16 protein-coding genes are annotated in these 15174 nt (G+C 53.7%); 10 read left to right on the top strand and 6 right to left on the bottom strand.

Annotated features, from left to right (window positions below; all coding sequences use genetic code 11):
* The first annotated feature begins 2 nt into the window (after positions 1-2).
* Positions 3-743 carry an NAD-dependent protein deacylase gene (locus U8T64_RS04660; protein ID WP_322181418.1) on the top strand — a complete coding sequence of 247 codons (741 nt, stop codon included), beginning with the start codon at positions 3-5 and terminating at the stop codon, positions 741-743.
* A gap of 801 nt (positions 744-1544) precedes the next feature.
* On the opposite strand, the gene U8T64_RS04655 is transcribed toward U8T64_RS04660, so the two are convergent.
* Both U8T64_RS04655 and U8T64_RS04650 read right to left on the bottom strand, forming a co-directional pair.
* Positions 1545-2969, bottom strand: coding sequence for an NCS2 family permease (locus U8T64_RS04655; protein WP_322181416.1), 1425 nt, complete (start codon positions 2967-2969; stop codon positions 1545-1547).
* Between the two features lie 324 nt (positions 2970-3293).
* On the bottom strand, positions 3294-3629 hold the full coding sequence (locus U8T64_RS04650; RefSeq protein ID WP_322181414.1) for a winged helix-turn-helix transcriptional regulator: 336 nt from the start codon (positions 3627-3629) through the stop codon (positions 3294-3296).
* Between the two features lie 123 nt (positions 3630-3752).
* On the opposite strand from U8T64_RS04650, the gene U8T64_RS13865 reads away from it, so the two are divergent.
* Both U8T64_RS13865 and U8T64_RS13860 read left to right on the top strand, forming a co-directional pair.
* Entirely contained in the window at positions 3753-4079 is a 327-nt protein-coding gene (locus U8T64_RS13865) for a flavin reductase family protein (protein WP_367575397.1), read from the top strand.
* 35 nt (positions 4080-4114) lie between these two features.
* Positions 4115-4318, top strand: coding sequence for a hypothetical protein (locus U8T64_RS13860; RefSeq protein WP_367575396.1), 204 nt, complete (start codon positions 4115-4117; stop codon positions 4316-4318).
* Positions 4319-4367: 49 nt separating this feature from the next.
* On the opposite strand, the gene U8T64_RS04640 is transcribed toward U8T64_RS13860, so the two are convergent.
* Positions 4368-4766 carry a MerR family transcriptional regulator gene (locus U8T64_RS04640; protein WP_322181412.1) on the bottom strand — a complete coding sequence of 133 codons (399 nt, stop codon included), beginning with the start codon at positions 4764-4766 and terminating at the stop codon, positions 4368-4370.
* Between the two features lie 338 nt (positions 4767-5104).
* On the opposite strand from U8T64_RS04640, the gene U8T64_RS04635 reads away from it, so the two are divergent.
* From U8T64_RS04635 to U8T64_RS04605, 7 genes are all read left to right on the top strand, one after another.
* The gene (locus U8T64_RS04635; protein WP_322181410.1) at positions 5105-5884 is read left to right on the top strand and encodes an ABC transporter substrate-binding protein; all 780 of its coding nucleotides are present in this window, start codon (positions 5105-5107) and stop codon (positions 5882-5884) included.
* Between the two features lie 144 nt (positions 5885-6028).
* Positions 6029-6709: an amino acid ABC transporter permease gene (locus U8T64_RS04630; RefSeq protein ID WP_322182028.1), complete on the top strand. Its 681-nt coding sequence runs from the start codon at positions 6029-6031 to the stop codon at positions 6707-6709.
* Positions 6696-7418, top strand: a complete 723-nt coding sequence (locus U8T64_RS04625) for an amino acid ABC transporter ATP-binding protein (protein ID WP_322181408.1) — start codon at positions 6696-6698, stop codon at positions 7416-7418. Before U8T64_RS04630 ends, U8T64_RS04625 begins: the two co-directional genes overlap by 14 nt.
* Positions 7419-8383: 965 nt before the next feature.
* A complete protein-coding gene (locus U8T64_RS04620; protein ID WP_322181406.1) occupies positions 8384-10681 on the top strand; it encodes an AMP-binding protein in 2298 nt (765 codons plus the stop codon).
* A gap of 103 nt (positions 10682-10784) precedes the next feature.
* A complete protein-coding gene (locus tag U8T64_RS04615) occupies positions 10785-11192 on the top strand; it encodes a GNAT family N-acetyltransferase (RefSeq protein ID WP_322181404.1) in 408 nt (135 codons plus the stop codon).
* Between the two features lie 11 nt (positions 11193-11203).
* Positions 11204-11341, top strand: coding sequence for a GNAT family N-acetyltransferase (locus U8T64_RS04610; RefSeq protein WP_322181402.1), 138 nt, complete (start codon positions 11204-11206; stop codon positions 11339-11341).
* 48 nt (positions 11342-11389) lie between these two features.
* Positions 11390-11920, top strand: a complete 531-nt coding sequence (locus U8T64_RS04605) for an HdeD family acid-resistance protein (RefSeq protein WP_322181399.1) — start codon at positions 11390-11392, stop codon at positions 11918-11920.
* A gap of 372 nt (positions 11921-12292) precedes the next feature.
* On the opposite strand, the gene U8T64_RS04600 is transcribed toward U8T64_RS04605, so the two are convergent.
* Genes U8T64_RS04600 through U8T64_RS04590 form a run of 3 tightly spaced genes read right to left on the bottom strand, consistent with a single transcriptional unit; the run spans position 12293 to position 15064 of the window.
* Positions 12293-13054, bottom strand: coding sequence for an ABC transporter ATP-binding protein (locus U8T64_RS04600; protein WP_322181397.1), 762 nt, complete (start codon positions 13052-13054; stop codon positions 12293-12295).
* Positions 13051-14130, bottom strand: coding sequence for a FecCD family ABC transporter permease (locus U8T64_RS04595; protein ID WP_322181396.1), 1080 nt, complete (start codon positions 14128-14130; stop codon positions 13051-13053). The genes U8T64_RS04600 and U8T64_RS04595 overlap by 4 nt, the downstream gene beginning before the upstream one ends.
* Positions 14081-15064 carry an ABC transporter substrate-binding protein gene (locus U8T64_RS04590; RefSeq protein ID WP_322181394.1) on the bottom strand — a complete coding sequence of 328 codons (984 nt, stop codon included), beginning with the start codon at positions 15062-15064 and terminating at the stop codon, positions 14081-14083. The genes U8T64_RS04595 and U8T64_RS04590 overlap by 50 nt, the downstream gene beginning before the upstream one ends.
* Positions 15065-15174 lie beyond the last annotated feature (110 nt).

Here is a 15174-nt window from a genome sequence, read left to right as displayed (position 1 = left end):
AAATGACGAAAAAGAACGAGAAAGAGCTTTTGCGGCAGTGGCTTCAAGAAAGCGAATATACGGTTTTTCTGGGCGGGGCGGGAGTCTCCACCGAAAGCGGCATTCCGGATTTTCGCAGCGCCTACGGGCTGTACCGGGAAAAGCAGCAGGGCATTTCCTATGAGGAGATGCTGTCCCATTCCTACTTTGTACACCACACTGAGAAATTTTATGAATTTCTCCGCCGGGTCATGCTGTATCCGGACGCAAAGCCCAACGCCGCCCATTACGCTTTGGCGGAGCTGGAAAGGAAGGGAAAGCTGGACGCAGTGATCACCCAGAATATCGACGGTCTGCACCAGGCGGCGGGCAGTAAAAGCGTGATCGAGCTCCATGGCAGCGAAAACCGCTACTACTGCCTTTCCTGCGGAAAGAAATACGATATGAGCATTGTGCTCGAAGGCGAGGGGATCCCCAAATGCAACTGTGGCGGCACCGTGCGCCCCGATGTGGTGCTGTACGAGGAGTCTCTGGATCAGCAGAATATGCGGCGCGCGGTAGAATATATAGAAAAAGCGGAGCTGTTGCTGGTAGGCGGCACCTCTCTGGTGGTATACCCGGCGGCGGGCCTTATCAATTACCTGAGTAGAGGGGCAAAGCTCGTTCTGCTGAATCGCGATCCCACTCCCTTTGACAGCCGGGCGGATCTGGTGTTCCGGGAGGATATCGGCACGGTTTTACAGGAAGCGATTCAAGGAATTTAACGTATTAGTTGTTAGCTGTGAGTAGTTAGTTGTTAGAATAGGGGAAAGTACAGGCTGCGTCTTGGGCAAATAGAAATGAGCAATGAGGAATGAGCAATTATGAAGAGCACAGTGCGATAAATTGGAATTTAGTGCCCTTTGCCTTCCCTTATTTATAGAGGGGAAACAGACTGCTTCGCAGTCTGCGGGGACCGCCGAACGGTGAGCGCGTCCCGGTGGAGGGGGTCTCCAGTGGAGAACTCAGCTGTCGCTTCAGACATTGCTGAACGTGCCCCACTGGGGCACAGCAACCGCTCTGACCCGTTCTCGTTTGTCAACTCGGTCGTTGCTGAGCCGGCAGGCGAGAACGGTGGAAGGGATAGTCACACGCAGAAAGTGGGATAGAATCACCAGTTTCAATCCCCTCAGTCACGGCTTTGCCGTGACAGCTCCCCTTATAAATAAGCGGAGCCTAAGGGTGTTAAACAATAATTTAGCGATTATCCACTCACCTCCCTCCTGTCATTCTGAGCGAAGCGAAGAATCTCGTCCTTCGGGACTTTTTGAAGGGCTTTAAGGACGAGATTCTTCGTCGCTTCGTTCCTCAGAATGACAAAAGAGAGAACTTTCCCTTTTCTAACGACTAACTACTAACAGCTAACGACTAGTTCGCTAAACTATAATTTAGCGGCCCCTCCTGTGATTGTTAGACAAATAGCAAGAACCACACATAAAAAGAGCACATCCTTTTCGGATGTGCTCTTTTTTGCTGAAGTCAGCTTAAATTCAGGCGAGCTGACACATTGATTGAGCGAAGCTCAATCAATGTGTCAGGAAGAACATCAGGGCGAACAGAATGCCGATGATCCAGGTGCCCGCGTTAATTTCCTTGATCTTGCCGGTGAACAGCTTGATGAAGATGTAGGCGATCAGGCCGAAGGCGATGCCGTAGGAAATGTTGTAGGTCAGGGGCATGATGGCCACGGTCAGGAAGGCTACCACAGCAGTGGCGGGATCGTCCCAGTCGATGCTGCGGATATTGCCCATCATCAGCACGCCCACATAGATCAGAGCGGCGGCGCAGGCGTAGGTGGGGATCAGCTGCGCTACCGGGGACAGGAACATAGCGATGAGGAACATGGCGGCGGTGGCTATAGAGGTAAGGCCGGTGCGGCCGCCCTCACCAACGCCGGCGGAGGACTCCACAAAGGTGGTAACGGTAGAGGTGCCGCAGATAGCGCCGGTGCAGGTGGCAACGGCGTCAGCCAGCATGGCCTTGTTCATGTTGGGCACATCGCCTTCCTTGGTCAGCATATTGCCGGCGGCGCAGGCGCCGTACAGGGTGCCCAGGGTATCAAACATATCCACCATGCAGAACGCCAGCATAGAGGTAAGGAACATTACGGCAAAGGCACCGGTTCCGTGTTCGGCGATATAGGGGGAGAAGTTAAAGCCTTCTGTAAAGACTTTGCCGAATGCCTGAGTGCCGAAGTCCTTAAAAGCACCCAGAAAATCAGAAGACAGATTGGGGGCTACAGAAGTAGCGTAAAACTCGGGAACGGTAATGAGACCAATCACATAGTAGAGCACTGCGGAGCCCAAAATGCCCCACAGCACAGCGCCGCGGATCTTGGCCTTTGCCATGGCGCCGATGGCGAACACTGTGAGAATGGTGAGCAGCATGGGGAAGATAGCCGCCCAGGTAGCGCCGCCGTTGAATACGTTAAAGGAAGCAAGGGCCACCTTGGTGGAATCGTTGCCCACAACGATACCGGCGTTCTGCAGGCCGATAAAGGCGATAAACAGGCCGATACCGGCGGCGATAGCGGTTTTGACAGCCTTGGGAATGGCATCAAAGATGATTTTCCGCAGGCCGGTAACGGTCAAAAGCAAGAACACTACGCCATCGATCAGAACCAGCACCAGGGCGTTTGCGTAGCTGAGGCCCATGCCCACACACATAGTGTAGACAAAGAAGGCGTTCAATCCCATACCGGAGGCCTGTGCCAAGGGCAGATTGGAAAGCAGGCCGATCAGCACCGTGCCTACAATGGCGGAAAGAGCAGTAGCGATATAAATCGCGCCGTAACTCACGCCCAATACATTGGTGCCGTCGCCGAAGGGATCGGAGAACATTCCGGCGTTGACCATCAAGATATAGGCCATTGCCATGAATGTGGTGATACCGGCGGTGATCTCTGTCCGGACGGTGGTGCCGTGTTCTTTCAGCTTAAAGAACTTTTCCAAAACATTCACACTCCTAACAATAAAATATGCCCCCAAATTTTTCAGCAGCCTTTTCTGAAATACAGGTGACCGTCAAACAAAATGGGGGAACAAACCTAAGTATATCGTTTCCTTCTCGGAAAATCAATAGATTTGTCACATTTTATTCTTATTTTTCCTTTTTTGGAGAAAACCGCCTTCCGCAGCTGCATTTTTGTGGCCGCGGGATAAGGCCCGCCGGATCCCGCTGCTTAAAGACAGAGGCAGACCGGTGGTTTGCCTCTGTCAAGTAAAGCTGTACTGTTGTGATACGGCTGCGGAAAGGCGGAATGGGATCCCCGGCTGTCAGACCGGTTTATTGTTTTCACCCCAGACGCAGAGCTGGTCTAAAACAGCCATCAGAGATTTTTCACGGTCGCTGAGACTGTATTCCACTTTTGGCAGGATCTGCGGGTACTCTGTTCTGATGATCAGGCTGTCCCGCTCCAGCTCCTTCAGGTTTGTGCTGAGGGTTTTGTCGGATATGTTTTTTACATATCTCTTCAGCTCGTTGAACCGCACGACCCGGTACTCCATAAGGCAGTAGAGAATCACCATCTTATGCTTGCCGGAAATGAGAGACATCGTATAGCTGAATCCGGTATCCTCAAAATTCGCGTTCTCAAGAAAGCTCTTTATCATGGTTCACTATCCTTTTAGTTAGTACCTATCAAAAATGATAGTACTTGTACTATTTATGGCGGATGCTATAATGATACACAGGACAGCTGACCCTGTCAATATCGCCAAAGTAAGGTAATTACGATGAGAGCAAAACTGGATATTACAGAAGGCATTTTCCCCATGCCTGTTCTGATGGTTGCCACCTACAATGAAGATGGCAGCGTCCATGTGATGAACGCCGCCTGGGGTACGATGCAGGAGCGGGGAGTTGTGGCGCTTAATTTGACCGAGACCCATAAGACCGTAAAAAACATCAAGGCGCGGGGAGCCTTCACTGTCAGCATAGCCGATGCCGCCCATGTGAAGGAGGCGGACTGTTTCGGCGTGGAATCCGGAAACAGGGTCGCTGACAAATTCGTGCGCAGCGGCCTCACCGCTGGCAGGCCGAAACAGTGGACGCCCCTGTGATAAACGAGTTGCCTCTGTGCCTTGAATGTGAATTTATGGAATATCAGGACAATAAATATGGCTGTGGAGTGATCGGCAAGGTCGTCAATATCACAGCGGACGAAAGCGTTATGGTAAACGGCAAGGTCGATATATCGCTGGTAAACGCCATTGCCTTTGACCCATACACCCATGGATATTACCGGGTGAGCGAACGTGTTGGGGAAGCATTCCGGGATGGTCTGGATCTGAAAAAATAAAACAGCCGCCCGCTGAAAAGCAAACGCTTCTCAGCGGGCGGTCGTTTTATTATGGCTGCTGCGGAAAACGATCACTCTTTTCCGCATTTTTTGCTTTCAAAGAATTTTGGCACCATTGGATCTTGTATTCGATCTTGCAGAGATGCTTTTGCAGTGTGTCGATCTCCTCCAGTACATGCCGCCGGTGATCGGTGAAGATCTCCAGCCGCTGCTCCAGCGTGCTGTCTCCGACTTTGACCAGATCAAAATACCGTTTGATATCCTTCAACGGCATGCCGGTGCTTTTCAGGCACATCGTAAGCTCCATTTGAGCCTTGCTTTCCTCGGTGTAGGTGCGCACACCGCTTTTTGTCCGCTGAGGCGTAAGAATACCCTCTTTTTCGTAAAAACGCAGGGTGTGGGGCTTTACGCCGAAAAGCTCTGCCATTTGTGAAATGCTGTATTGCATGGAAAACTTCCTTTCCGGGCGTTTTTGAACGCCTTGTGTTCGTCGGTAAAAAGCAAAAATTCGAATAGATACCTTCAGTTTAATCTCTGTTCAAAGGCTTGTCAACGAGGCGGAAAAGCATCTTTTTGAATTTTTATACAAATATCAGTGCATAAAATTGCGCATATTCGGGGTTTTACCACTTGAAAATGAAAAAATATGCTGTATAATAGACCTCACAACCAAAGAAAATTTTACAAAACTGCCGGGAAGCTCCGATTAGCCGCCCAAAAGCGTCTGTCGGAAAACCGGCCGAAAACCGGCAAAACTCGCCGCTTGGAAAGGAAGAGGTCTTTTTTATGAAAAAGTTAAGTGTTTTGTTAGCGTGTGTACTGCTGCTGGGTATTCTGTTTACCGGCTGCGGGGAAAGTTCCGACAATTCTGTTGTTTCCACCGTGGAGAAGGGAAAGCTTCACATGTCCACCAACGCCGCCTTCCCTCCCTATGAAATGCTGAAGGACGATGGAAGCTTTGAAGGGATCGATGTAGAGGTAGCGGAGGCCATCGCAAAGAAGCTGGGTCTGGAGCTTGTGGTGGACGATATGGATTTCACCGCCGCCCTTACTGCCGCCCAGAACGGACAGAGCGACATTGTGATGGCGGGCGTTACCGTCAACGAAGAGCGCAAGGCAGTTCTGGATTTTACCGATTTCTACGCCAAAGGCGTACAGGTTGTCATCGTGCCGGAGGGCTCGGACGTGACTCTGGATAACCTGGGCGAAAAGATGATCGGCTGCCAGAAAGGTACCACCGGCTATACGCTGGCTTCCGCCCCTGTGGAGGAGGACGGCTATGGAGAAGACCATGTGATCGGCTATGATAACGGCGCCATGGCTGTGGAAGCCCTGAAGGGCGGGCAGATCGACTGCGTGCTCATCGATAACGAACCCGCCAAGGCTTACGTGGCCGCCAACGAGGGGTTGACCATTCTGGAGGGCGAGTGGCTCAACGAGGATTACGCCATCGGTGTGAAAAAGGGAAATACGGAGCTTCTGGAGGCAGTCAACGGCGCGCTGAAGGAGCTGATCGAAGATGGCACCGTGCAGAAGATCATCGATAGCTACATTTCCGCCGAATAAGAACTTGTACCGATAACAAGCTCTAAAGCAGGAACCGGCTCCTGACCGTTCAGGGGCCGCTTTCCGCTGTACTGCCGTAAAACATGTTGAGGAGGGAGCCTCTCAGTGGAGAAGTTCTGGGCCGAATTTATCGAAAAATTTAAGATGGCCTTTGTCACAGGCGATCGCTGGAAGCTTTATTTGCAGGGTATGGGCACCACCCTGGGGCTTACGATCACCGCCCTGGTGATCGGCGTTTTCCTTGGGGTACTGGTGGCGGTGATCCGCTCCGCCCACGACCAGCAGCGCCCGGGCCGCCGCAGCGCCGGTCTGGCGGTGGTGAATGCCGTCTGTAAGCTGTATACCACCGTGATACGGGGTACGCCCATGCTGGTGCAGCTGCTGATCTGGGGGTTTGTCATTTTCAAAACCAGCCGCAACCGTTTCTTGGTAGGCATGCTGGGGCTGGGCATCAATTCCGGGGCCTATGTGGCGGAGATCGTCCGGGGCGGCCTGATGAGCGTGGACGCGGGACAGAGCGAGGCGGGGCGGTCCCTGGGTCTCGGTTATCTCGATACCATGCGTTATATTGTGATCCCCCAGGCCTTCAAAAATATTTTGCCCGCTTTGGGCAACGAGTTCATCGTTCTTTTCAAGGATACCTCTCTGGTTTCCTCCATCGGCGCGGCGGAAATTTTATATTATGCCGAGGCGGTGGGGGCCAAAACCTACGAGTATATGTTCCCCTATCTTGGCATTGCTTTTATGTATCTGGTGTTCTGTATACTCTTTACCTGGCTTCAGGGAAGGCTGGAAAGGAGGCTGAGGCAAAGTGATAGACGTTAAAAATCTGGAAAAGTCCTTCGGCGGGCATCTGGTGCTCAAGGGAATCAACGAGCATATTGAGAAAGGGGAAAAGGTAGCGGTCATTGGCCCTTCCGGCTCAGGAAAATCCACCTTTCTGCGGTGCCTGAACCTGTTGGAGCAGCCCACCGGCGGCACCATTACCTTTGAGGGGGTGGATATCACCGACCCCAAAACGGATATCAACGCACTGCGCAGCCGTATGGGTATGGTGTTTCAGCAGTTCAATCTGTTCCCGCACCTTTCCGTCCGGGAAAACATTATGCTGGCCCCGGTAAAGCTAAAGCGAATGACGAAGGAAGAGGCCGGAAAAAAAGCGGAAGAGCTTCTGGAGCGGGTAGGCCTGCCCGATAAGGCGGCCGCTTACCCCAAGCAGCTTTCCGGCGGGCAGCAGCAGCGCATCGCCATTGCCCGGGCGCTGGCCATGAACCCTGAAGTGATGCTTTTCGATGAGCCCACCTCCGCCCTGGATCCTGAAATGGTGGGAGAGGTGCTGGAGATCATGAAGGAGCTGGCCAACGACGGCATGACCATGGTGGTAGTCACCCACGAAATGGGATTTGCCCGGTCCGTTGCCACCCGCGTGCTTTTCATGGACGAGGGCGTGATCGCCGAACAGAACGAACCGGAGGCCTTCTTCACAAGTCCCCAAAACCCCCGGCTGAAGGAGTTCCTTTCCAAGGTGCTGTAAGGGCAAAAGGAAATGAGCAGTGAGCAGGTAACTGCTAAATTATAATTTAGCGTCCTTAGGCTCCCCTTGCGCGAGTAAGGGGTGCTGGTCTCCGGTGGAGACCGTTCAGCACCGACCGAAGCGAAGCGGAGAAAGCTGTCACGGCTGCGCCGTGACTGAGGGGATTCCAACTAGCGGTTCTATGCCACTTTCTGCGTGTGACTATCCCTTCCACCGAGTCTCACCTGTCGGTTCGGTCGGTTCGCACCAGCGTCCCACCGGGACGCGCTCACCCTATCGGCGGTCCCCGCAGACTGCGAAGCAGTCTGTTTCCCTTCTATAAATAAGGGGAGGCTAAGGGCAGATAAATTCCAATTTATCGTACTAACCGCCCTCTTGTCGTTCTGAGGAACAACGTGACGAAGAATCTCGCCCTTAATGCCTGAATAATGTGACCTTTCTAACAACTAACTGCTAACGACTAACAACTATATAACCGGGGAAGGTTTTTATGGATTTTTCTTGACAACACGCACAAGGTGGTGTAAAATCTACACTATTCCAAAGTGAATAGACGAAGGCCCGGATTTCGGGCTGAAGTCAGAAAAGGCTATGACGAAGACGGCAGGAGGCTTTTCCTTTTCAGAGAGCCGGCGGCAGGTGCGAGCCGGTATGGCAGTTTCTTTACGTTTCCGGTAATACCGGAAGCTGTGCTTATCCCTTCCGAGCCGGAGACCCGAAGCCCGCGGCGGCTGGCTGCGTAAGGGTAGTAGGCGTCTCCCGTGTATGCTGCGTTAATGCATAGGGCGTGTTTGCGCCCGATAAGAGGTGCGTAAAGCACAATTTGAGTGGTACCGCGGGATACGTTCCGCCTCAAAGAATCGTTGGGATTCTTTGAGGCGTTTTTTTATCTCGGAAAAGCCCGGCCGGCAAAGCTATTGCGGCGCTTCGCTGCATAAGATTTTTTTGAAGGGGGAATCTACCCAATGGAAGCAGTAGAAAAAAACGATCTGAAGGCCCAGCTTTCCCAGGTGGCGGAGCGGATCCGCACTATGCGGGAGATCATGGGGCTGTCTGAGGAAGAAATGGCAAAGTGTACCGGCGTATCAAAAGAAGACTATCTGCGCTGTGAAAGCGGTGAAGCCGATTTCAGCTTTACCTTTATTTACAAATGCGCAAGCCGCTTTGGTATTGATCCCACCGATCTGATCAAAGGCGCAAGTCCTACTCTTTCCAGCTATACGGTGTCCAGAAAGGGAGACGGTTTGCCCATTACCCGGCGGCAGGGCTTCAAATATCTCAACATGGCGCCCCTTTTTAAGAACAAAACAGCGGAGCCCTTCTATGTTACCATGCCCTATTCCGAGGCGGAGCAGAATGTGGCTATCAAGCTTTCCACCCATGTGGGCCAGGAGTTTGATATTGTGCTCAAGGGCTCCATGAAGGTACAGGTGGGGAACCATATCGAAGAGTTGTTTGAGGGAGATTCCATTTACTACAATTCCGGCACGCCCCACGGCATGATCGCCACCGGCGGTGCGGATTGCGAATTTTACGCCATTGTGTTAAAGGGCGCGGAGGAATTTGCCCCGGAGCAGGACCGCTTCCAGAAGCTCATCGACCAGAAGCTGGCCCGGCAGGAGCGGGAAACGGTAGCTACTCCCTTTGTGGAGACAGCGCTGAATGAAAACGGTGTGCTGAAAAGCATCCACTTCAAAAACGAGGAGAGTTTCAATTTCGCTTTTGATATTGTGGATAAGCTGGCGGACCGAGAACCGGACCGCCTTGCCATGCTCCATGTGGCGAAGGACAAAACCGAGCGGCGCTTTACCTTCGGCGATATCAAGCGCATGTCCAACAAAACCGCCAATTATCTGGAATCGCTGGGGATCAAAAAAGGAGACAGGGTCATGGTGGTGCTGAAGCGCCACTACCAGTTCTGGTACGTGATCACAGCGCTGCACAAAATTGGCGCTGTCATCATTCCCGCCACCAATCTTTTGATGGAGCACGATTTCGATTACCGCTACAAGGCGGCGGGGGTAAAGGCCATTTTCTGCACGGCGGACGGCCAGACCGCCGACGAAGCCGACCGGGCTGCCCAAAACTGCGACAGTGTGCAGGTGAAGATCATGGTGGGAGAAAACCGCCTGGGCTGGCATGATTTTGACAGGGAAGTAGAGTCCTTTTCCAACGTGTACGACCGAAAGCCCGATTCCCCCTGCGGCAGCGATACCATGCTGATGTACTTTACCTCCGGCACCACGGGTTATCCCAAGATCGCCGAGCACAGCTACAAATATGCCCTGGGGCATTACACCACCGCCAAATATTGGCACAATGTAAACCCCGAGGGCTTGCATTTCACCATTTCCGATACGGGCTGGGGCAAAGCCATGTGGGGGAAATATTACGGCCAGTGGATGAATGAGGCCGCCATCTTTACCTATGATTTCGATAAGTTCGACGCCCACGATATCCTGCCCATGTTCGCGAAATACCACATTACCACCTTCTGTGCCCCGCCCACCATGTACCGTTTCTTCATCAAGGAGGATCTGTCCCGATATGACCTTTCCTCCATCGAGTATTCCACCACCGCCGGAGAAGCCTTGAACCCGGAGGTCTATGAGCAGTGGAAGCGGGCCACCGGCCTTTCCCTGATGGAGGGCTTTGGACAGACGGAGACCACCCTTGCCATCTATAACCCCATCGGTACCGTGCCGAAGCCCGGTTCCATGGGCGTGCCGAACCCGCTGTTTCAGGTGGATATCGTACTGCCGGACGGCACCCCAGCCCCCATCGGTGAAACGGGGGAGATCGTGATCCATACAGAACAGGGGGTTCCTTGCGGTCTCTTTAAGGGATATTATCAAAATGAAAAGCTCACAAGGGAAGCCTGGCACGATGGGCTGTACCACACAGGGGACACCGCCTGGCGGGACGAGGACGGCTATTTCTGGTATGTGGGCCGCACCGATGATGTGATCAAGTCCTCCGGCTACCGCATTGGCCCCTTCGAGATCGAAAGCGTTATCATGGAGCTGCCCTATGTGCTGGAATGTGCCGTCACCGCCGCACCCGATCCCATTCGCGGCCAGGTGGTAAAGGCCTTTGTGGTGCTCACCAAGGGAACGGAAGGCACGGAAGCGCTGAAGAAGGAGATCCAGGGCTATGTCAAAAAGCACACGGCCCCCTATAAATATCCCCGCATTGTGGAATTCCGGGAGGATCTGCCCAAGACCATCAGCGGCAAGATCAGAAGAACAGAGCTGCGGGGTTGAAAGCTTCAGAAATCAGTAAGGAAAGGCGCTTGAAAAGAGAAAGGAAAGGGACTATACTGTTTTTATGGTGTTTTTCCGCTTTCCTGAGAAAGGAGAAATACCCATGCTGGTAGAAGAAAAGGCCTTTATGCTGAAGGATGGGCGGCGGGCAGTGCTGCGCAGCCCGCGGGAGGAGGACGCCGCAAGGCTGCTGCAATATCTGACGGCCGCCTCCGGAGAAACGGATTTTATTCTGCGTACTCCCGAGGAGTGTGAGAAGCTTACTCTTGAAGGGGAAAAGCAGTGGATCGAGCACATGAATTCTTCGGAAACCGATATCACCCTGCTGTGTGAGATAGACGACAAAATCGCTGGAAACTGCGGGATCTTCCGGGATCCGTGGCAGAAGACCCGGCACCGGGCGCGGGTGGCTATCGCCCTGCTCAGGGAATTCTGGAGGCAGGGGATCGGCACAAAGATGTTTGAGGAAATGATCCGCATCGCGGAAAGCTGGGACGGCGTTTCCCGATAGAGCTGGAATTCGTGGAGGGCAACGCCCGTGCCCAGGGATTGTACGAAAAAATGGGCTTTCGCATTACCGGTGTGCGCCCCGACGCCATTCGTCTGCGGGACGGCACGCTGCTGAACGAGTACATGATGGTCAAAAAGCTGGAACGATAAAACAAAAGCCCTTGCAAAATCAAGTGAAAAAGAAAGCTGGTATTTGGTATGTTGAAAAGCATTCGCAACAGTCTGGTAGCCACCTCTGTGCTCTATGTGATCTTGGGCGTGGTGCTCATGGCCTTCCCCGATTCCTCCCTGAAGCTTGCCTGCGCTTTGATCGGCGTGGTCACGCTGATTTACGGAGGGATCCGGATCGTTTCGTATTTTCAAAACGGCGGCGCTTACGCGAACCGCTTCGACCTGTTTTTGGGTGTGATTTTAGCGGTGATCGGCGTGTTTTTGCTGCTTTGCCCCCAGTTTATCGTCTCTTTGATCCCCATTGCCTTGGGAATCTATATTTTGGTAGACAGCTTTGCCGCCCTGAAAAAGGCGCTGGATATGAAAGCGCTGGGCTTTGAAAAGTGGTGGATCTCCTTCCTCACCGCTCTGGCGCTGACGGTTTTCGGCGCGGTGATGATCTTCAACCCCTTCGGGACCATGGCTTCCCTGGTGATGTTTATCGGCTTCGGTTTCATTTTTGACGGCGTGTATACGCTTATCAACACCATGATAGCCGCCAGAGTATTCCGGGGATAGGGCAAAGCGGTTGTTAGTTAGACGTTGCTTGTATTTTAGAAAGGGCCTGCCGCAAAACGCGGCAGGCCCTTTCTAACTGCTGGACGGTAGCAGCGCTGCTTATGCAGCGCAATACTGAGCAATGAGCAATTAGCAATAAAGGACAAGGGCGGCAAATTATAGTTTAGCGTACATTTCCCTATACTGTCATTCTGAGGAACAAAGTGACGAAGAATCTCGTCCTTAAAGCCCTTCAAAAAGGCCTGAAGGACGAGATCCTTCACTTCGTTCAGAATGACAGATAGAAAGTAAGCGGTTCGCCGCTAATTCCAATTTATCAAATTTGTCTTTCGCCCTTAATAGCTCATTTCTCATCGCTAATTCTACTTTACTCTATTCCCTGAAAAACAGGTATTCCGTTTTTCCCTCCAGCTCCACCCGGCGGGAGGAAACGCCGAATATTTCGGCGGGGAGGCCGCTGTCGAACACTTCGCCGGCGGGGCCGAAGGCCCGCAGGCTGCCATTTTCCAATAGGGCGATCCGGTCGCTGCAGGCAAAGGCCAGGGGCAGGTCGTGCAGTACCATGAGAATGGTTTTCCCCAGGTCGCGAATTTTGCGGATCAGCTCCAACGTTTCGTGTTTCTGGCCGATATCCAGATAGGTGGTGGGCTCGTCCAGAAATAGAATTTCTGCGTCCTGAGCTAAAGTCATAGCCAAATACACTCGCTGCCGCTCACCTCCGGAAAGCTCGGAAAGCTCTTTTCCCAACAGTCCGGAAACGCCGGTTTGCTCTATGGCAAGCTCTATCGCTTTACGGTCTTTGTCAGTCAAATCGCGCCCAAAGGAAAGATGGGGGTATCTGCCGTGGGCGATCAGACTGTCCGCCCGAATGGCGGGGACGTCTCGAGCCTGGGGCAGAAACGCCGCCAGCCTGGCAAATTCCCTGCGGCCGAACTCCGCCTGCTTTCGGCCCAGAAAGCGGATCTCCCCGCCGGAAAGGGGCAAAAATCCGCAGGCGGCCCGAAGCAGGGTAGTCTTTCCGCAGCCATTGGGGCCGATGAGGGAAACGATCTCTCCCCGGTTTACGGTGAAGTCAATGCCGTGCAAAATTTCCCGGAAGCCGTATCCAGCCCGCACCTTGGAAAATTCTATCATAGGGAGCTTCCCCCTTCCCGCCCGGAGCTGGCTTTTTCTTTTTGAAGGGAGTAGCCCCGTTTCCGGCCGCGCAGCAGCAGAAAGAGGAAAAAGGGGCCGCCCAACAGGGAAAGCAAGATGCCCACCGGAATTTCATAGGGGGCGAAAAGCACCCGGCTGAGCAGATCGCAAAGGGCGACAAAGCCCGCTCCCAAAAAACAGCTGGCGGCGCAGAGAACGCGGTGGGAGGAGCCGAACAGCCTGCGGGCAATGTGGGGGACGATCAGCCCCACAAAGCTGAGAAGCCCCGAAAAGCTCACCGCGCACCCGGCAAGCACACAGGCGGTGAGGATCAGTCCAAACCGCACCTCTCTTACAGGAAGCCCCAGACTGCGGGCAGTCTCTTCCCCCAGACACAGCACATCGGTCTGCCGGGCCAGCAGCAGCGCCAGCAGTAGCGCTGTCAGGATCAGCCCCCAGGCCGGGGTGATATCCTTTAGGGAAACGCCGGAAAACCCGCCGATCAGAAAAGTACCGCCGTTGTACAGAGTATCGGGGAAAAAGGTTTTTACCGTGTTGATTCCAGCGGTAAAAATACTGCTGACCGCCACTCCGGCCAGAATAATGGTGAGCTTTCCCGCGCCGGCCGCCGCGGCAACCGCGTAAATGACTAAAGTAGCCAGCAGCGCTCCCAAAAAGGCGCCCAGCGAGGAAGCCCACCGGCTTGCGGGGAGAAGGGCCATAGAGAGAAAAGTGAAAAAGCCTGCCCCGGCATTGACGCCGATCACATTGGGGGCGGCGAGCGGATTGCCCAAAGCCGCCTGGATCAGTACGCCGCTGACCGCCAGCGCCGCCCCGGCCAGCAGGGAAGCGCAGACCCGAGGCAAGCGTACATACAGCAGAATACGGGTCTCCGGGGAGGAAACATCTCCCTGAAGCAGCTTTCCCAGGCTCTGGAAAAAGGGCAGGGAGGAAGAGCCCAGACTCAGCCCAAAAAACGCGCAGAGCAGGGGGAAAAGTCCGGCAAGCAGCAGCTTTGCCCAGGTCTTATTTTTCATAGTCGATACCGGGATAAAGGATCTCAGCCAGATACCCATAGCTTTCCCCCCAGCGCGCGTTGGGTTTATAGTGAAACAGCTCCTTGGGCAACACCACATACCGCCCCTCTTTTACAGCGGAAAGCTCCTGCCAGGCAGGGTTTTCCGCGATCAGGGAATCCAGGTAGCTCAACGCTTTTTTCTCGCTGCCCATGGTGGTGACAAAAATGAAATCCGGATCCGCTTCGATCACTTCCTCCAGGCTCAGATCCTCCAGCATGGAAGGATGGTCGTCGGCGATATTGTGGCAGCCCAGTTCCTTTAAGATAGCCCCGGCAAGCTCTTCGTCGGATTTCGCCTTGATGCCGGAGGAAAAGGCACGGATCAGCAGTACCGAGGGCTGTGCCTCTGTTTGCCGTTTTTGCGCGGCGGCGGTGACGGATCCGATCAGGGCCTCCGGCTTTTCCACCGTTTCCCGGTACAGGTCGTCCCGCCCGGTAACGGTGCAGAAGCCTTTCATCATGGCGGCGTAATCCGCAAAGGTATCTACGCGGAAATAGGCGCAGGTGAGCCCAGCGTCCTCCAGCACGTCCCGGATCTCCTGGTGGGGAACAATATCGGCGGAGAGGATCACAAGCTCCGGATCCAGCGCGATGATCTTTTCCGTGTTGGGCTCCTTTACCGTGCCCACAATGGCGGCATTTCCCACGTCCAGCCCCCGCTCCTCCACCGCGTCCTCTGTGGTTCCCACAAGGCTTCCTCCGGCGGAGAGCCAGGCGTCGGCATAAGAGCCGTACAGGCACACCGTTCTGGGATCGGCGGGAACCTCTAAAGCGTCCCCGTTGGAATCGGTCAGCAGGAAAGCTTCCGCCTTCGAAGCGGCGGAGAGAGCGGAACCGTTTTCTGTAATATTGGAATCGGAAGCTGCTTTTTTGGCGGAACAGCCGCCCAGCAGCAGACAGAAGAAAAGCAGAAAAACAGTGGTTCGTTTCATAAAAAGGTTCCTTTCCTTTTCGGAAAGCAGGGAAAATTCCCTGCTTTTATATCTTCGCTATCAGGCGTATATCGGATAAGCCATAGTATAGTATAAAAAAAGAAAAAGGG

The organism is Neglectibacter caecimuris, from assembly GCF_034335015.1.
GTDB lineage: Bacteria > Bacillota > Clostridia > Oscillospirales > Acutalibacteraceae > Acutalibacter > Acutalibacter caecimuris_A.
The sequence above is the reverse complement of the archived record's forward strand: the minus strand, read 5'-3'. Positions and strand labels throughout refer to the sequence as shown.